The sequence below is a fragment of the Kitasatospora sp. NPDC093102 genome, from assembly GCF_040683915.1.
Classification (GTDB): domain Bacteria; phylum Actinomycetota; class Actinomycetes; order Streptomycetales; family Streptomycetaceae; genus Kitasatospora.
The window spans coordinates 298,253-316,050 of the sequence record NZ_JBFBFA010000007.1; the positions used below are offsets into that span (position 1 = coordinate 298,253).

Sequence of the window (17,798 nt, forward strand, 5' to 3'; positions counted from 1 at the left end):
CTCAGGCCCGCCCCTCCCCGTAGGCGACCAGCGCCTCCCGCGCGGCCGAGCGTGCCTGCTCGGCCAGCTCGGGCGGCGAGACGATCCGGCCGTCCCGGCCCAGCCGCAGCGCCAGCGGGCGCAGCTGGGAGGGGTCGGCGCTGCGCAGGGTGATCCGCAGCCCGCCGTCAGGCAGCTCCTCGGCCCGGTCGTGGGTGTAGTACTCGGCCACCCAGCGCCCTCCGGAGGAGACCTCGACGACCACTTCGGGGTCGTCCGCCGCCGGGTTGACCAGCCCGCCGCTCAGGTCGCGCGGCTCGCGCCGGGGCGGGTCGGCCGGGACGTCCAGGACGCGGATCTCGGCGACCCGGTCGAGCCGGAACATCCGGTGGTCCTCGGAGGTGCGGCACCAGGCTTCGAGGTAGGTGTGGCCCTCGGTGAGCAGCCGGATCGGGTCGACCTCGCGCTCGGTCATCCCGCCGCGCCCGTGCGAGTAGTAGCGCAGCCAGAGCCGGCGGCCCTCGCTGAGCGCGCGGTCGATGTCGGCGAACACGTGGCTCTCCGCCTCGAAGGTCACGCCGACCCGGGCGCTGCCCTCGGCACTCTCCCCCGCCGCGTTCTCGATCTTGGCGACGGCCCGGGTCAGCGCCTCCCGGTCCCCGGCCCGCAGGCCCGGCAGCCCGGCCACCGCGCGGGCGGCCACCAGCAGCGCGGTCGCCTCGTCGGCGGCCAGCCGCAGCGGCTGGGCCACGTCGTCGACGTTGTGCCACCAGATCCGCTCGCCGTCGGTGTCGATGTCGAGCAGGTCGCCGCCGCGGAAGCTGGTGCCGCACATCGGCAGCACGTTGAGGTCCGCGATCAGCTCGCGCTCGCTGATCCCGAACGCCCGGGCCACCTCGGCGACCTCGGCCCCGGGCCGCTCGCGCAGGTAGGTGACCAGCGACAGCATCCGTCGCGTCTGGTCAATCGCGTTACTCATGCCCGCTCGTCCTCCGAGTCCAGCCCCGCGACCGCCCGCAGCCGGTCGACCACATCCGCCCGCAGCTCCTCCGGCCCGAGCACCAGCACGTCCGGCCCGAACTCGGCCAGGTCCGCGCCCAGCCCGTTGCCGTACGGGATCTCCAGTTCGTCCCAGGCCTCGTCCACCCGGGTGCTGCCCAGCGCCTTGGTGCGCAGCGGGAAGCCGGCGCCCCGGCGGACCCGGACGGTCGCGGTGGCGGTGGCCCCCTCCCCGGCGAACTTCGCCACGGTGGCCCGGACGTCCACGTGCTCGGGCACGGTGCCGAGGAAGGCCCCGGACCTCGCCTTCACCCTGCCGGTGATCCGGCTGAGCCGGAACACCCGGGCGTCGCCCCGGTCGCGGTCGTACCCGGCCAGGTACCAGTGCCCGCGCCAGCACTCCAGCGCCCACGGCTCGACACTGCGCTGCTCGACGGCGGCGGCGCCGGCCTTGCGGTACTCGAAGGTGACCGGACGGCGGTCCCGGGCGGCGGTGAGCAGCGGCTCGAACGCGGCCTCCCGGGCGGGGATGCGCGGCTCCAGTGCGGTCCGGCCCTCGGCCTCGGCGAACGGCACCCCGGCCGCGCGCAGCTTCTGCAGGGCGCCGCTGGCCGCGCCGGACATCTTGGCCTGCTGCCAGACCCGGGCGGCCAGGGTCAGCGCGGCCGCCTCCTCGGCGTCCAGGGCGATCTCGGGCAGCCGGTTGCGGTCGGCACGGGCCAGGTAGCCGAGCTCGCCGTCCAGGGTGCTCTCGTCGACGTCGATCACCAGGCCGAGCTCGCGCAGGTCGTCCTTGTCCCGCTCGAACATCCGGTTGAAGGCGTCCTCGCTGCTGTTCTGCCAGGCCTCGCGGTACGCCTCGATGGATTCCCGCAGCTCCTTCTTGGAGAGCGGACGTCTGGTGTTCATCAGGCACAGGGCGAGATTCATCAGCCGCTCTGCCTTGGCGATCGCCATCGCTGACCCTTCCGGTGTGCCGCGCCGCGCGCGGGGTGCGCCAACCGGGCGATCACCACCCGGCGGGACCGACCGTACCGGTAGCGGTACGCACTGCAAAAGCCGCGTCCCGCACCCCACCCCCGCGCCGTGCCGTTCGGGCCCGGACGTGCCCGTGGGCCGGGCCCCCGGAGGGGTCCGGCCCACGGTGCGAAGGGCTCAGACGCCCAGCAGGTCGACCACGAAGATCAGGGTCGAGTGCGGCGGGATCGCCGGGGTCGGCGACTGGGCGCCGTACGCCAGGTGCGACGGGATGGTCAGCTCGCGGCGGCCACCGACCTTCATGCCCGCGACGCCCTGGTCCCAGCCCTTGATGACGCGGCCCTTGCCCAGCGGGAACTGGAACGGAGCGGTGCCCCGGTTCCAGCTCGCGTCGAACTCCTCGCCGGTCTCGAAGGTCACGCCGACGTAGCGGACGCTGACCGTCTGGCCCGGCTTGGCCTCCTCGCCGTCACCCACGACGATGTCGCGGATCTGCAGCTCCGACGGGGCGTCGCCGATCGGGAAGTCGATCTCGGGCTTCTCGTTGAGGTTGACGCTCACAGTCCCTCTTCTCACATTCGCTTGCATTCACGACCAAGCGGCGGGCGCCCGCACCTGGTCCGATCCCGGACCACGGTACGGGCGCCCGCCGCCCGTCCGGGTCCGGCCACGCGGCCGGACCCGAAGGTCACACGTCCACCATTGTCACCCGAAAGTGGATCAGCCCTGACCGGCGTCCAGAATGTCCACCACGAAGACCAGCGTCGCGTTGGCCGGGATGTCGCCCTGGCCCTTGTCGCCGTAACCCAGCGCGGCAGGGATCACCAGCTCGACCCGGCTGCCGACGGTCTGGCCCTCCAGCCCCTGGTCCCAGCCCTGGATGACCTGGCCGCCGCCGACCGGGAAGGTGAACGCCTGGCCCTTGCTGAGCGAGGAGTCGAAGACCTTGCCGTTCGAGAACAGCGCGCCGGTGTACTGGACGACGACCTTCTCGCCCTTCTCCACCTTCGGCCCGTTGCCCTTGATCAGGACGTGCGACTTCAGCTCGGTCGGGTCCTTGGCCCCGGCCACCGGGGTGATCTCGGCCGGCTTCTTGCCGTTGTCCTTGACCTGCGGGAAGTCCGCCGGCGGCGGGGTGACGGTACCGCTCACCACGGCGTCGGGCGCGTTGGCGTTGCGGATGTCGATCACGAAGATCAGGTCGTCCTTGGGGCCGATCGACATGTCAGCCTTGCCCTGGGCTCCGAACGCGGCGGCCGGCGGGGCCACCACCAGCAGCCGGCTGCCGGCCTTCTTGCCGATCACGGCCTGGTCCAGGGCCGGGATCAGCGCGTCGGTGCCGGCCTGGAAGATCTGCGGCTTCCCGTTGGCGTCGTACGAGCTCGGGATGTCCTTGCCGGTGTTCCAGTCCTTGGCGGTGTAGTCCACCGAGGTCCAGGAGTTCTTCTCCACCTTGGCGCCGGTGCCCTCGGTGAGCACCTTGACCACGAAGGAGCCGTCGGAGGCCTCGCCCGGCACCTGGATCTCGGCCTTCTTGCCGAAGTCGCCGGCGACCGTCGGCAACACCTTGGCGCTGTCCTTGATCGGCGGCACCGGGTCGGCGGTCGGCGTGGGCGCCGCGGTCTTGGCCGCGTCCGGCTTGGCGGCCGAGGCGCTGTCCTTGGAACCGTCCTTGTTCACCATGTAGAGCGTGATGCCGCTGCCGACCAGCAGCACGGCCAGCACCGTGCCGAGGATCACGCCCAGCTTGCCGACGCCGGGCGGGTTCTCGTCGTACCCGGCCTCCGAGGTGTCGGCCTTGCGCACGTTGGAGGCGAAGATCTGCGGGGCGTCGTCCGTCTTGGTCCCGGCCGCGGCGGGCGGCGCGTCGCCGGGCTGCGCCCAGCCGGCCTGCTGCGCCAGGATCGCCGGGGGGACGACGATCGACTCGCGGTCGCCGCCGACCGGGCCGCCGGGGCGAGAGGCGGCCGGGTCACCCGCAGAGCTGTCGTTCGCCGCGGTGCCGGCCCCGCCCGGGCTCGGCGTCTTCTCAGTCATGACTCCCCATCCATCTCGCCACGAGGTCTTCCAGGTCTGCGCCCGGCGTGGGCACGCCGGCCTGCGGTCGCACCGCCCGCCCCGGACCTCGGCACCGGGCGGCGCCTGCCACAGTGCGTGGGCAGTATGACAGCTCAGGATGAGGGCGGACGCTTCGTTGTACGAGCGTCCGCCCAAGCGTACGGAATCCCGGGGGTGACTTCCTAGACCGCTTCGAGAATGTCGATCACGAAGACCAGGGTCGAGTTCGGCGGCACCGAGCCCTGCGCCTTGTCCTGGTAACCGAGCGCCGGCGGCACCACCAACAGGACACGGCTGCCGACGTTCTGCCCGACCAGGCCCTTGTCCCAGCCCTCGATCACGCTGCCGGTGCCGATCTGCACCGCCTGCGCGCCGCCGTGCGTCCAGGAGGAGTCGAACTGCTGGCCGTTGGCCCACAGCACCCCGGTGTACTGCACCACCAGGGTCTGCCCGCTCTTGACCTGCTTGCCCTCGCCCTTGATCAGCACCGCCTGCTGGAGGTCTGTGGGAGGGGCCTGCCCGGCCGGGATCGTGATCGTCGCCGGCGCCTTGCCGTTGTCCTTGACCTGCGGCATCGTCGCGGGCGGCTCGGTCATGGTCCCGGTCAGGGTGGAGTCGGGCGGCAGGCTTCCCACGATGTCCAGCACGAACACCACGGTGTCGCCCTTGTTGACGCCCAGCTGGCCGGAGCCCTGCTCGCCGAAGGCCGCCGCCGGCGGGGCCACCACCAGCAGCCGGGTGCCCACCTTCTTGCCGATCACGCTCTGGTCCAGCGCCGGCACCAGCTGCCCGCTGCCGGCCTGGTAGAGCTGCGGCTTGCCGTTGGCGTCGTACGAGCTGGGCAGGTCCTTGCCGGTGGTCCAGTCCTTGGCGGTGTAGTTGACCGTCGCCCAGTCGCCCTTGTTGACGGTCGCGCCGTCGCCTTCGCTGACCGTGTTCACCACGAACTGGCCGCTGGGCTGCTGGCCCTCGGGGATGGTGATGGTGGCCTTGCTGCCGAATCCGCCCCCCGAAAGAGCGGGCATCGGTGACGCCTCGCCGACCGGCGCGGGCACCGTCGGGGCGGCGCTCGCCGGGGATGGCGTCGCCGGGCCGGCCGCCTTGGGGGAGCTGCTGCAGGCGACCGCGAGCAGCAGCGGCAGGGTGAGAAGCAAACCGGCGGTGCGGCGCACGGTGGTCCTAACTGTCGGTCGAAGTCGGCTCTCCTGACTCGACGGACAGCGTATGCCCGGCACGCGTCCGGCCCCGGTAGACACCACCGGGGCCGGCTCCAGCGTCTTGATCTTGACGCCTCGATCACACCGCGTCAGGGACTACATCCCCGCGATCAGCTTCTCCACCCGCTCGTCCACCGAACGGAACGGGTCCTTGCACAGCACCGTGCGCTGCGCCTGGTCGTTCAGCTTCAGGTGCACCCAGTCCACCGTGAAGTCCCGGCGCTGCTCCTGCGCCCGGCGGATGAAGTCCCCGCGCAGCCGGGCCCGGGTGGTCTGCGGCGGGATCGACTTGGCCTCGAAGGTCTTGAGGTCGGTGGTCACCCGCTGCGCCTGGCCCTTGCCCTGGAGCAGGTAGAACAGGCCGCGGCGGCGGTGGATGTCGTGGTACGCGAGGTCGATCTGGGCCACCCGCGGGTTGGACATGGTCATCTGGTGCTTCTCGCGGTAGCGCTCCAGGAGCTTGTACTTCATGATCCAGTCGATCTCCTGGGCCACTCCGTCCAGCCGCTCGGTGCGGACGGCCTCCAGGGTGCGGCCCCACAGGTCGAGCACCCGGGCGACGGTTCCGGTGTTGATCCCCTTGCGGTCGGCGAACTCCAGGGCCTTGGTGTAGTACTCCTCCTGGATGTCCAGCGCGCTGGCCTCCCGGCCGTTGGCGAGCCGCACCTGGTGGGTGCCGGTGAGGTCGTGGCTGACCTCGCGGATCGCCCTGATCGGGTTCTCCAGGGTGAGGTCGCGCATCACCACGCCGGCCTCGATCAACCGCAGCACCAGGTCGGTGGAACCGACCTTGAGCAGTGTCGTGGTCTCGGACATGTTGGAGTCGCCGACGATCACGTGCAGCCGGCGGTAGCGCTCGGCGTCCGCGTGCGGCTCGTCCCGGGTGTTGATGATCGGGCGCGAGCGGGTGGTGGCGGAGCTGACGCCCTCCCAGATGTGCTCGGCCCGCTGGCTGACGCAGTACACCGCGCCGCGCGGGGTCTGGAGCACCTTGCCCGCACCGCAGATCAGCTGCCGGGTGACCAGGAACGGGATCAGCACGTCGGCCAGCCGGGAGAACTCGCCGTGCCGGGCCACCAGGTAGTTCTCGTGGCAGCCGTAGGAGTTGCCGGCCGAGTCGGTGTTGTTCTTGAAGAGGTAGACGTCCCCCGCGATGCCCTCCTCGTGCAGCCGCCGCTCGGCGTCCACCAGGAGTCCTTCGAGGATGCGCTCGCCGGCCTTGTCGTGCGTCACCAGTTCGACGACGTCGTCGCACTCGGGGGTGGCGTACTCGGGGTGGGAGCCGACGTCGAGGTAGAGGCGGGCGCCGTTGCGCAGGAAGACGTTGCTGCTGCGCCCCCAGGAGACGACCCGGCGGAACAGGTACCGCGCCACCTCGTCCGGCGACAGCCGTCGCTGCCCGCGGAACGTGCAGGTCACGCCGTACTCGTTCTCCAGCCCGAAAATCCGGCGGTCCATGAGCACTCCATTCCGTGTCGGAGCTGTCCGAAACCGCCTCCACGACGACTGGGCCGCCGCAGGGGCACCGGAGTCCCGTACGGCGGAAGGACCGCCGTACGGGACTCCGCAGGCACTGCTACACCGGCGTGCCGTCCGCCGGGTTCTCCTCGTCGTCCGCCTCGGCGGACTGGTCCCCGTCGAGCAGCCGGCCCAGCTGGTTGCCCAGGATCCGCTTGAACTTGCGCTGCTGGAACCGCTGGCGGTCGAGGACCGCGACCTCCAGTTGTTCCGGCGTGAGGCTGCGCGGGCTGCCGCCGTTGGGGTCGCGGGCGAGCGAGTCCACGGCGAGCTTCACCGCCTCGGTGAGGCTCATGCCGACCCGGTGGCGCTGGCCCAGGTAGTTGCCGATCGAGTCGGCGTTGCCGCCGACCACCACGTAGTTCTTCTCGTCCACGACCGAGCCGTCCGGCGTGAGCCGGTAGATCTGGTCGTTGTCGCCGGAGCGGCCGACCTCGGCCACGATCAGCTCGACCTCGTACGGCTTCTCGCCGACCGAGGAGAAGATGGTGCCCAGGGTCTGGGCGTACACGTTGGCCAGGCCCCGGGCCGTGACGTCGGCCCGGTCGTAGGAGTAGCCGCGCAGGTCGGCGTAGCGGACGCCGCCGATGCGCAGGTTCTCGAACTCGTTGTAGCGACCGACCGCCGCGAAGGCGATCTTGTCGTAGATCTCGGAGACCTTGTGGAGCGCCCTGGAGGTGTTCTCCGCGACGAAGACGATGCCGTCGGCGTAGGTGAGCACGACCACGCTGCGGCCGCGCGCGATGCCCTTGCGGGCGTACTCCGCGCGGTCCGCCATGGCCTGCTGGGGTGAGACGTAGAACGGTGTCGACACCGGCGGTCGTCCCTTTCCTGTGAGGTGGTGGCTAGATCAGCGGGGCCTGCGGGCCGTTGGGCCGGGCCCGGCGCTCGTCGGTGACGGCGACGGCGACCTCCGTGACCTCCGCCTCGGTGAGCCGGCGGAAGCCGTCCTCGGTGATCAGCGAGACGATCGGGAAGATCTTGCGGGCGAGGTCCGGGCCGCCGGTGGCGGAGTCGTCGTCCGCCGCGTCGTACAGCGCCTGGACGACCATGGTGACGGCCTGGTCGGCCGTCAGGTCCTCGCGGTAGAGCTTCTTCATCGAGCCGCGGGCGAAGACCGAGCCCGAACCGGTCGCGGTGAAGCCGCGCTCCTCGGAGCGCCCGCCGGTGACGTCGTAGTTGAAGATCCGGCCGCGGCCGAGGTCCAGGTCGTAGCCGGCGAACAGCGGCACCACCGCGAGGCCCTGCATCGCCATGCCCAGGTTGCCCCGGATCATGGTGGTGAGCCGGTTGGCCTTGCCCTCCAGGGAGAGCGTGGTGCCCTCGATCTTCTCGTAGTGCTCCAGCTCCAACTGGAACAGCCGGACCATCTCGATCGCGAGGCCCGCGGTGCCGGCGATGCCGACCGCGCTGAACTCGTCGGCCGGGAAGACCTTCTCCATGTCACGCTGGGCGATCACGTTGCCCATCGTCGCCCGGCGGTCACCCGCGATCACCACGCCGCCGTCGAAGACCGCGGCCACGATCGTGGTCCCGTGCGGGGCCTCGATCACGGCCCCCTCGGGCAGCCCCCGGCGGCCGGGGACCAGCTCCGGCTTGTGCTCGGCGAGGAAGTCGATGAACGAGGACGACCCCGGGGTCAGGAAGGCAGCCGGTAGACGCCCGGTGCCACGAGTGTTGGCTTCCACACGATTCCTTCCAGGTAGCTTGAAGCGCGCGCTGCCCGCACCCTACCCGCCCGACGATCGCCGTCCATGGGTGGAGGGGCCGGTGCCGGGCGGCCGGACGGCGCTCGCCGCCCGGCCGCTCCGGATGGTCGCGACCGTGAATTCGGAATGCCGGGCCGGGCTATTGCCCGCCCTTCTGGACGAATCCGCGGACGAAATCCTCGGCGTTGGATTCGAGGACCTCGTCGATTTCGTCCAGCACCGCGTCGACGTCGTCGCTCAGCTTTTCCTGGCGCTCCTTGAGGTCGTCGGAATTCTGGCTTTCCGCGGCCTGTTCCTCGACCTCCTCGGAGGAACGGTTTGCCCGCTGCTGGCCGCCGCCGGTGTCCTTGCTCGCCATTTCCCTCACCCCGCTCGGTTCGTCTGGCACGGTTCGGTCGCTGCTTGCTGCACCGACCCTATACACAAGGTGCGACTGCCGCTCCCGGTTTGCCGGTGGCGCTTCCTGTCCAACACCCGCTGCCACCCCGGATGATTCCCATTCGGCGGACGTTCACCCGTGGTGATCGAAAAGTTACCCGCCGGACAGCACCCGGAGCAGGTCCTCGGCCGTGCGGCAGCGGTCCAGCAGCTCCTTGACGTGGTTGCGGGTGCCGCGCAGCGGCTCCAGGGTGGGCACGCGCTGCAACGAGTCCCGGCCGGGCAGGTCGAAGATCACCGAGTCCCAGGAGGCCGCCGCGACGTGGTCCGCGTACTGTTCCAGGCAGCGCCCCCGGAAGTACGCCCGGGTGTCCTCCGGGGGCTTGGTGACGGCCCGCTCGACCTCGTCCTCGGTGAGCAGCCGATCGAACCGCCCCCGGGCCACCAGACGGTTGTAGAGGCCCTTCTCGGGCCGTACGTCGCTGTACTGGAGGTCGACCAGGTGCAGCCGCGGGTTCTCCCACTCCAGGGCGTCCCGGCTGCGGTAGCCCTCCAGGATCTCCCGCTTGGCGATCCAGTCCAGCTGCCGGGACAGCGACATCGGGTCGCGCTCCAGCCGGCCCAGGACGTCCTCCCAGCGCGCCAGCACGTCCACCGTCTGCTCGTCCGCGTCGGTCCCGAAGCGGTCCTCGACGTACTTGCGGGCCAGTTCGAAGTACTCCAGCTGGAGCTGGACGGCGGTGAGCCGGCGCCCGTTGCGCAGGGTGATCAGATGCTTGAGCGTCGGGTCGTGGGAGACCCGGTGCAGGGTGCGCACCGGTTGGTCGACGGCGAGGTCGGCGGCGATGAACGAGTCCTCGATCATCGACAGGACCAGCGCGGTGGTGCCCAGCTTCAGGTAGGTGGAGATCTCGGAGAGGTTGGCGTCCCCGATGATCACGTGCAGCCGGCGGTACTTCTCGGCGTCCGCGTGCGGCTCGTCCCGGGTGTTGATGATCGGGCGCTTGAGCGTCGTCTCCAGGCCCACCTCGACCTCGAAGTAGTCCGCCCGCTGGCTGATCTGGAAGCCGTGCGCCGAGCCGTCCTGGCCGATGCCGACCCGGCCGGCGCCGGTGACCACCTGGCGGGAGACGAAGAACGGGGTGAGGTGGCGGACGATGTCGGCGAACGGTGTCGCCCGCTTCATCAGGTAGTTCTCGTGGGTGCCGTAGGAGGCGCCCTTGTTGTCGGTGTTGTTCTTGTACAGGTGGATGTTCTGCCCGTTGGGCAGCTCCAGCGCGCGTTGCGCGGCGGCCGCCATGATCCGCTCGCCGGCCTTGTCCCAGAGCACGGCGTCGCGCGGGTTGGTCACCTCGGGCGAGCTGTACTCGGGGTGCGCGTGGTCCACGTAGAACCGGGCCCCGTTGGTGAGGATGACGTTGGCGAGGCCGATGTCCTCGTCGGTCAGCTGGCTGGCGTCCGCGACCTCGCGGGCCAGGTCGAACCCCCGTGCGTCGCGCAGCGGATTCTCCTCCTCGAAGTCCCAACGGGCCCGCCGTGCCCGGTGCATCGCCGCCGCGTACGCGTTGACGATCTGGGACGAGGTGAGCATGGCGTTGGCGTTGGGGTGCCCGGGCACGGAGATCCCGTACTCGGTCTCGATGCCCATCACGCGCCGTACGGTCATGCGGCCCTCCTTGCCCGGTGCCCCACCCCCGACGGGCGGAGCACGCTGACGTACCGCCGAACAACACCGACGCCGGCCATCTGCCCGCGGACGGTGGGTCGAGCCTAGAACCCGGCGCCGACCGGCGGGCCCGGAGACGCGCCGTCCGGCTGCGGGGCCGCGAGGCGCCACAGCCGGACGGTGTGCGTACAGCTCCGGGGACCGCTGCCGGCCCGGACAACCGCGTGCTTACAGGTACTGCCCCGTGTTGGCGACAGTGTCGATGGAGCGGCCGGACTCGGCGCCCTGCTTGCCGGTGACCAGCGTGCGGATGAAGACGATCCGCTCGCCCTTCTTGCCGGAGATGCGGGCCCAGTCGTCCGGGTTGGTGGTGTTCGGGAGGTCCTCGTTCTCCTTGAACTCGTCGACGCACGCGGCGAGCAGGTGGGAGACGCGCAGACCGCGCTGACCGTGGTCGAGGAAGTCCTTGATGGCCATCTTCTTCGCGCGGTCGACGATGTTCTGGATCATCGCACCGGAGTTGAAGTCCTTGAAGTACAGGACCTCCTTGTCACCGTTGGCGTAGGTGACCTCCAGGAAGCGGTTCTCCTCGGTCTCGGAGTACATCCGCTCCACCACCGACTGGATCATCGCGGCCACCGTGGCCTCGATGGAGCCGTCGTGCTCCTTGAGGTCGTCCGGGTGGAACGGCAGCGAGTCCCTGAGGTACTTGGAGAAGATGTCCTTCGCGGCCTCGGCGTCCGGGCGCTCGATCTTGATCTTGACGTCCAGGCGGCCGGGCCGCAGGATCGCCGGGTCGATCATGTCCTCGCGGTTCGAGGCGCCGATGACGATGACGTTCTCCAGGCCCTCCACGCCGTCGATCTCGGCGAGCAGCTGCGGGACGATGGTGTTCTCCACGTCCGAGCTGACGCCGGAGCCGCGGGTGCGGAACAGCGACTCCATCTCGTCGAAGAAGACGATGACGGGCGTGCCCTCGCCCGCCTTCTCCCGGGCCCGCTGGAAGACCAGGCGGATCTGCCGCTCGGTCTCGCCCACGTACTTGTTGAGCAGCTCGGGGCCCTTGATGTTGAGGAAGTAGCTCTTCCCCTGGGGGCGGCCGGTGACCTCGGCGACCTTCTTCGCCAGCGAGTTGGCGACCGCCTTGGCGATCAGCGTCTTGCCGCAGCCGGGCGGGCCGTAGAGCAGCACGCCCTTGGGCGGGCGCAGCTCGTACTCCTTGAACAGGTCGGCGTGCAGGTAGGGCAGCTCGACCGCGTCGCGGATCTGCTCGATCTGGTTGCTCAGACCGCCGATCTGACGGTAGTCGATGTCCGGGACCTCCTCGAGGACCAGCTCCTCGACCTCGGCCTTCGGCACGACCTCGAACACGTAGCCGGAGCGGGGCTCCAGCAGCAGGGCGTCCCCGGCCCGGATGGTCAGCCCGCGCAGCGGCTCGGCGAGGCGCACCACGCGCTCCTCGTCGGTGTGCCCCAGGACCAGGGCGCGCTCGCCGTCCTCCAGGATCTCCTTGAGGGTGACGATCTCGCCGATGCTCTCGAAGGCCATCGCGTCCACGATGTTGAGGGCCTCGTTGAGCATCACTTCCTGGCCGCGCCGCACCTCGTCGAGGGCGACGTTGGGGCTGACGTTCACGCGGAGCTTGCGCCCGCCGGTGAAGATGTCGGCGGTGCCGTCCTCGTTCGCGTCGAGGAAGGTGCCGAAGCCGGCCGGGGGCTGTGCCAGCCGGTCCACTTCCTCCTTGAGGGCCACGATCTGGTCGCGGGCCTCGCGCAGGGTGGAGGCGAGCCGTTCGTTCTGGGCGGTCACGCCCGCCAGGTTGGTCTGGAGCTCGACGATCCGCTCTTCGAGGATCCTCGAAGAGCGCGGCGAGTCGGCGAGCTTGCGGCGCAACACGGCGATTTCCTGCTCAAGGTACGAGACCTGAGCGGCCTCGTCGGAACCACGAGCGGGCCTGCCGGTGCTGCGGTTGTAGTCGTCATCGTGGGCTGCCACGGTCCTCACCTCCTCCGGGGAGCTGGACGCTTCCAGACCCTACCTGGGACCAGGGGTCCGTAAACCCCTAGATCAAGAAAGATGGAACGGGCGTGTCCGATCTTCGCCCCAGCGTGCTTCCCCTCTGCTAAGGGGGATACCCACCGCGCACGGCCCAAAGCGGACCGGATGTATCGTCGAGCGAAGTGATATCCGATCGCGACCACAAGTCGAGGTCCGATCGTTGTACGAATGGCGGGATTGCTCCAGGAATAGGGGCGACCCGGGACAGAAACGGCAGGGGACCATGTCGGTGACCGAGCAGACCACCGCGGCCGAGGAGCTGGAGGTGTGGATCGACCAGGATCTGTGCACCGGCGACGGCATCTGCGCGCAGTACGCACCCGAGGTCTTCGAGCTCGACATCGACGGGCTGGCCTACGTGAAGGGGCCGGACGACGAGCTGCGCCAGCAGCCCGGGGAGACGGCCCCGGTGCCGCTGACGCTCCTTCAGGACGTGGTGGACTCCGCGAAGGAGTGCCCCGGCGACTGCATCCACGTGCGCCGGGTCGCCGACCGGGTCGAGGTGTACGGCCCGGACGCGGAGTAGCCGGTCCGTCACACGGCGGAGACCGGGGCGGCGGTCTGGGAGCGTTCCCAGCCGCCGCCCTTGTGCGTCCAGGTGAGGTCGAGTGAGATGTCGGGCCGGAACCGCGGCACGTCCTCGCTCGAATACCCCTGCGCATGTCCGGTGACGGCACCGTCCGAACGCACCGCGATCCGACTCACGGTGAGGTTCTCGCGCTCGGTGAGCAGGGTGGCCACCACCTCCGGGCGCTCGCCCGGGCCGAAGCCGAGCAGGAAGACGGCGTCCGGCGGGGTGCCGGTCTCGGTGGCGCAGTGCACGGCGACCACCGTGCCGGGGCGCCCGTCGCCGAGCCGCGCGGGCACGCTGAGCGCCGTCTTGACCGGGAACGGTCCGCAGTCCAGCGGGAGTTGGGCCCGGGACGGATCGGGGGCGGCACTCGCGGCGAGGGCCTCGGGGGTGGCGTGCGCGGGCACCGGGGTGCCGGTCGCCGGGGAGGCGGCGAGCGCGGCCGCCACCACCGCGCCGCAGCCGGCCAGGGCGACGACCCAGTGCCAGGGGGCGGTGCGCGCGTGCCCGGGCCCGGAGCGGCCCCGCGGTGTCTGCTGTCCAGCCGTCGCCGTCGTCCCGACCGCGGTCTCCACCAGGCGTCCCCTCCAGAGCTCCAGAAGCCAAGGCGTGTCGAGCATCGTCCCACACCGTGGCCGGCGGGATGGGAAAGGGGTGGCACGAGCGATGTGCTCGTACCACCCCTTCTCGGTGGGTTCGGGGCTCAGCCCAGGTCGGGCTGCTCCGCCTCCGCGGCGCGGGCGGCCTTGCGGGCGGCGGCGCGCTCCTGGAGGGTGGACTCGGGCGCCCCGCTGTCGTAGTCCTCGCCGTACGCGCCCTTGGCCGGGCGGCGGCGGCGCAGCGGCGGCTCCACGCCGTCCGCCAGGCGGCGGGCGGTGAGCAGGAAGCCGGTGTGGCCGATCATCCGGTGGTCCGGGCGGACGGCGAGGCCCTCCAGGTGCCAGGTGCGGACCATGGTCTCCCAGGCCTGCGGCTCGGTGAAGGTGCCGTGGTCGCGCAGCGCCTCGACGGTCTTGGACATCTGCGTGGTGGTGGCCACGTAGCAGCAGATGAGGCCGCCGGGGACGAGCGCCTTGGAGGCGACGTCCAGGCACTCCCAGGGGGCCAGCATGTCGAGGATGACGCGGTCGACGTCGGTCTCGACCAGGTTGTCCTGGAGGTCGCCCACGGTGAGCTTCCACGCCGGGTGCGGGCCGCCGAAGTAGCGCTCGACGTTCCCCTGGGCGATGTCGGCGAAGTCCTGCCGACGCTCGTAGGAAGCCAGCATGCCGTGCTCGCCGACGGCGCGCAGCAGGTACATGCTGAGCGCGCCCGATCCGACGCCGGCCTCGATCACGCGGGCGCCGGCGAAGATGTCGGCCATGGCCAGGATCTGCCCCGCGTCCTTGGGGTAGATCACGGCGGCACCGCGAGGCATGGACAGGACGTAGTCGGGGAGCAGGGGGCGCAGCGCGAGGTACGGAACGTTCCCCGTGGTGCGCACGACCGTGCCCTCGGGAGCGCCGATCAGCTCGTCGTGCGGGAACGCACCCTTGTGGGTGTGGAACTGGTTCCCGGCCTGGAGCGTGAACGTGTAGTGGCGACCCTTGGGGTCGGTCAGCTGGACCTGGTCCCCGACCTGGAAGGGCCCGCGTCGGCGGGCGGCACCGGTCGGTTCGGACATGCGGCCAATCCTAAGGGAAGCGGACCGGCTCGCAGGACGCGGGTGATCAGCGGCCGGTGACGGCGGCGGTCAGCCGCTGTTCGATGTCGCTGAGCGAGGCGACGCCGTACACCCGGCCGTCCGGCTCGACCACCAGGTACTCCCCCGCCGGGGTGGCCTGGACGGCCCGCAGCAGGTCCTCGCCGCCGAGGTCGGCGCTCAGCCGCAGCCCGGGCTCCAGGTCACGGGCGAGCGGGCCGACGGCCACCCAGGGACGGCGGTGCTCGGGCACCGACCGGACCGCGGACTCGCGCACGAGGGCGATCGGCTCGCCCCGGCCGTCCACCACGATCACCGCGCCGGCCTGGGCCTCGCGGGCGCGGCGCAGCGCCTCGCCGAGCGGGGTGTCGGCGGTGACCTCGACGGCCCGCCGGGCCAGCTCGCGCAGCAGCAGACCGGGCAGCGCCTCCTTGAGCCGGGCGTTGCGCACGCTGCCGGTGGCGCCGTTCCAGATGATCGCGGCGAGCACCGCGGCCAGCACCGCGTCCACCAGGGTGTCGGTGGTGGTGCGCTCGACCCCGCGGGCGGCGCTCAGCAGCGGCAGGCCGATCAGCACGGCGACGGCCAGCCCTCGGCCGACCCAGGCGGCGGCCACCGTGCCGGTCATCGGCTTTCCGCTGATCGCCCAGACGACCGCGCGCAGCATCCGGCCGCCGTCCAGCGGCAGGCCCGGCAGCAGGTTGAAGGCGGCGACCACCAGGTTGGAGACCATCAGGCCGGTGAGCAGCACTCCGGGCACGGTGGACAGCTCCACCGCCCGCACCGCGAGGTAGAACACGCCGCCGAGCAGCAGCGAGAGCAGCGGGCCGACGAAGGCCAGCCAGAACTCCCGCCAGGGGCTCTCCGCCTCGTTCTCGATCTCCGAGACGCCGCCGAAGAACTGGAGCTGGATCCGCCGTACCCCGAGCTTGTAGCGCAGCGCGACCAGGGTGTGGGCGAGCTCGTGCACCAGGACGGAGGCGTAGAAGGCGACCGCGAAGGAGAACGCGACCAGGTAGCGGGCGCCGCCGAGGTCGGGCAGCACCTCGCCCAGCTGTCCGCCGAACACCCAGGTGATCAGCGCGGCGATGACGAACCAGGAGGGGGTGACGTAGACGGGCACCCCGAAGGGCCGGCCCATCAGGAGGCCGCCGCGGTGCTCGGGCGGCGGCCCGGCCGGACGCCCGCCGTCGTCCTGCGGTGGCTGGTCGGAGGGTCGCTGCCCCCTACTGTCGCTCACCGTGATCCCTTCGGTCGTCTCCCCCGTCGTGCCCCGGTGTGCCCACGCTACGTGATCGCGGCCCTCCGGCGCTGCGCGGCCCTCTTTCTGGCTTCATACCCGCTCGTACGCCGCTGTGGAAGCACCGTGGCAGCGGGATGACAGCGAAGGGCAATAGGGTCGTAGCCATGCAGCACACCGAGACCAGCAGTGCCACCGGACGTCCGGCGGCACCCCCGACCGGGCTCTCCCCGTCCCGAGCGGGGGACTTCCTCACCTGTCCCCTGCTGTACCGACTGCGGGTGATCGACCGGCTGCCCGAGCCGCCGAGCTCGGCGGCGACCCGGGGCACGCTGGTCCACGCGGTGCTGGAGCGGCTGTTCGACAGCCCGGCGGCCGAGCGGACGCCGGAGCGGGCGCTGGGCCTGCTGCGCCCGCAGTGGGAGCGGCTGCTGGGCGAGCGCCCGGAGCTGGGCTCGCTGTTCCCGGACGACCCGGACGGTGCGGCGCTCACCCGCTGGCTGGCGGACGCCGAGAAGCTGGTCGGCCAGTGGTTCCGGCTGGAGGACCCGACCCGGCTGCACCCGGTGGAGCGGGAGCTCTACGTGGAGACGGCCCTGGAGTCGGGGCTGCTGCTGCGCGGCTACATCGACCGGGTGGACGTCGCCCCGACCGGCGAGGTCCGGCTGGTGGACTACAAGACCGGCCGGGCGCCCTCGCGGGACTTCGAGGGCAAGGCGATGTTCCAGATGAAGTTCTACGCTTTGGTGGTGTGGCGCTGGAAGGGCGTGATCCCCAAGCGCCTCCAGCTGGTCTACCTCGGCGGTGGCGGGGACGTGGTCAGTTACGACCCGGACCAGGCGGACCTGCTCGCGGTGGAGCGCAAGCTCCAGGCGCTGTGGGAGCGGATCAGCCGGGCGGTGGCCACCGGGGACTTCCCGGCCACCCGCAACCGCCTCTGCGACTGGTGCGACCACCAGGCCAGCTGCCCGGAGTTCGGCGGCACCCCGCCGCCGTACCCGCTGCCGCTGACCCGTACGTCGGATGAGAACGATCCCACGGGGGATCCGATGAGCAAGGAGTCCTAGGTGACGATCCGAGTGCTGCTGGTCGACGACCAGCCGCTGCTGCGCACCGGTTTCCGGATGATCCTGGAAGCCGAGTCCGACCTCGTGGTGGTCGGCGAGGCCGGCGACGGCCAGCAGGCGCTGGACCAGGTGCGGGCGCTGCAGCCCGACGTGGTGCTGATGGACATCCGGATGCCCAGGATGGACGGCGTCGAGGCGACCCGCCGGATCGCCGGCCCCGGGCGGGACGGTCCGGCCAAGGTGCTGGTGCTGACCACCTTCGACCTGGACGAGTACGTCGTGGAGGCGCTGCGCGCGGGCGCCAGCGGCTTCCTGCTGAAGGACGTCCCGGCCGAGGAGCTGGTGCAGGCGATCCGGGTGGTCGCGGACGGCGCGGCGATGCTGGCACCGAGCATCACCCGCCGGCTGCTGGACATGTACGCCACCAAGCTGCCCTCGGGCGACGAGGCGCCGCCGCAGGCGCTGAGCGCGCTGACCGAGCGCGAGCTGGAGGTGCTGAAGCTGGTGGCGCGCGGGCTGTCGAACGCGGAGATCGCGGCCGAGCTGTTCGTCAGCGAGACCACCGTGAAGACCCACGTGGGCCATGTGCTGACCAAGCTCCAGCTGCGCGACCGGGTGCAGGCAGCGGTGTACGCCTACGAGAGCGGGCTGGTGCGCCCGGGCGCCCTGTAGGCGGCCG

General features: G+C 71.2%; 17 protein-coding genes. 3 read left to right on the top strand and 14 right to left on the bottom strand.

Annotated features, from left to right (window positions below; translation table 11 throughout):
* Position 1 precedes the first annotated feature (1 nt).
* The 11 genes from AB0O11_RS13595 to arc form a co-directional block, all read right to left on the bottom strand.
* Entirely contained in the window at positions 2–958 is a 957-nt protein-coding gene (locus AB0O11_RS13595) for a WYL domain-containing protein (RefSeq protein WP_363385389.1), read from the bottom strand.
* Positions 955–1,935 carry a WYL domain-containing protein gene (locus AB0O11_RS13600; RefSeq protein ID WP_363385392.1) on the bottom strand — a complete coding sequence of 327 codons (981 nt, stop codon included), beginning with the start codon at positions 1,933–1,935 and terminating at the stop codon, positions 955–957. The genes AB0O11_RS13595 and AB0O11_RS13600 overlap by 4 nt, the downstream gene beginning before the upstream one ends.
* Before the next feature lie 198 nt (positions 1,936–2,133).
* Positions 2,134–2,517, bottom strand: coding sequence for an FKBP-type peptidyl-prolyl cis-trans isomerase (locus AB0O11_RS13605; RefSeq protein ID WP_363385395.1), 384 nt, complete (start codon positions 2,515–2,517; stop codon positions 2,134–2,136).
* 159 nt (positions 2,518–2,676) lie between these two features.
* Complete coding sequence (locus AB0O11_RS13610) at positions 2,677–3,993, bottom strand: FKBP-type peptidyl-prolyl cis-trans isomerase (RefSeq protein WP_363385398.1); 1,317 nt, start codon at positions 3,991–3,993, stop codon at positions 2,677–2,679.
* 203 nt (positions 3,994–4,196) lie between these two features.
* Positions 4,197–5,186, bottom strand: coding sequence for an FKBP-type peptidyl-prolyl cis-trans isomerase (locus tag AB0O11_RS13615; protein ID WP_363385401.1), 990 nt, complete (start codon positions 5,184–5,186; stop codon positions 4,197–4,199).
* A 141-nt stretch (positions 5,187–5,327) separates the two neighbouring features.
* Entirely contained in the window at positions 5,328–6,689 is a 1,362-nt protein-coding gene (pafA, locus tag AB0O11_RS13620) for a Pup--protein ligase (protein ID WP_363385404.1), read from the bottom strand.
* 118 nt (positions 6,690–6,807) lie between these two features.
* Entirely contained in the window at positions 6,808–7,563 is a 756-nt protein-coding gene (prcA, locus tag AB0O11_RS13625; RefSeq protein ID WP_363385407.1) for a proteasome subunit alpha, read from the bottom strand.
* 31 nt (positions 7,564–7,594) lie between these two features.
* Positions 7,595–8,437, bottom strand: coding sequence for a proteasome subunit beta (gene prcB / locus AB0O11_RS13630; RefSeq protein WP_363385410.1), 843 nt, complete (start codon positions 8,435–8,437; stop codon positions 7,595–7,597).
* A 160-nt stretch (positions 8,438–8,597) separates the two neighbouring features.
* Positions 8,598–8,816, bottom strand: a complete 219-nt coding sequence (locus AB0O11_RS13635; RefSeq protein WP_188299085.1) for a ubiquitin-like protein Pup — start codon at positions 8,814–8,816, stop codon at positions 8,598–8,600.
* A gap of 174 nt (positions 8,817–8,990) precedes the next feature.
* Complete coding sequence (dop, locus tag AB0O11_RS13640) at positions 8,991–10,502, bottom strand: depupylase/deamidase Dop (RefSeq protein ID WP_363385413.1); 1,512 nt, start codon at positions 10,500–10,502, stop codon at positions 8,991–8,993.
* Between the two features lie 228 nt (positions 10,503–10,730).
* On the bottom strand, positions 10,731–12,497 hold the full coding sequence (gene arc / locus AB0O11_RS13645) for a proteasome ATPase (RefSeq protein WP_363385416.1): 1,767 nt from the start codon (positions 12,495–12,497) through the stop codon (positions 10,731–10,733).
* A 286-nt stretch (positions 12,498–12,783) separates the two neighbouring features.
* Here arc and AB0O11_RS13650 point away from each other — a divergent pair, with 286 nt between their 5' ends.
* Entirely contained in the window at positions 12,784–13,086 is a 303-nt protein-coding gene (locus tag AB0O11_RS13650) for a ferredoxin (protein ID WP_363385418.1), read from the top strand.
* A gap of 8 nt (positions 13,087–13,094) precedes the next feature.
* Here the strand turns inward: AB0O11_RS13650 and AB0O11_RS13655 are convergent, their stop codons facing one another.
* The 3 genes from AB0O11_RS13655 to AB0O11_RS13665 all read right to left on the bottom strand — a co-directional run bounded on the left by AB0O11_RS13655 (position 13,095) and on the right by AB0O11_RS13665 (position 16,052).
* The gene (locus AB0O11_RS13655; protein WP_363385421.1) at positions 13,095–13,751 is read right to left on the bottom strand and encodes a hypothetical protein; all 657 of its coding nucleotides are present in this window, start codon (positions 13,749–13,751) and stop codon (positions 13,095–13,097) included.
* 83 nt (positions 13,752–13,834) lie between these two features.
* Positions 13,835–14,794 carry a tRNA (adenine-N1)-methyltransferase gene (locus AB0O11_RS13660; protein WP_363385423.1) on the bottom strand — a complete coding sequence of 320 codons (960 nt, stop codon included), beginning with the start codon at positions 14,792–14,794 and terminating at the stop codon, positions 13,835–13,837.
* A gap of 46 nt (positions 14,795–14,840) precedes the next feature.
* On the bottom strand, positions 14,841–16,052 hold the full coding sequence (locus tag AB0O11_RS13665; protein WP_363385426.1) for a site-2 protease family protein: 1,212 nt from the start codon (positions 16,050–16,052) through the stop codon (positions 14,841–14,843).
* 167 nt (positions 16,053–16,219) lie between these two features.
* On the opposite strand from AB0O11_RS13665, the gene AB0O11_RS13670 reads away from it, so the two are divergent.
* Together AB0O11_RS13670 and AB0O11_RS13675 are read left to right on the top strand one after the other, a co-directional pair.
* The gene (locus tag AB0O11_RS13670) at positions 16,220–17,119 is read left to right on the top strand and encodes a RecB family exonuclease (RefSeq protein WP_363385429.1); all 900 of its coding nucleotides are present in this window, start codon (positions 16,220–16,222) and stop codon (positions 17,117–17,119) included.
* Entirely contained in the window at positions 17,120–17,791 is a 672-nt protein-coding gene (locus AB0O11_RS13675) for a response regulator transcription factor (protein ID WP_188299078.1), read from the top strand.
* Positions 17,792–17,798 lie beyond the last annotated feature (7 nt).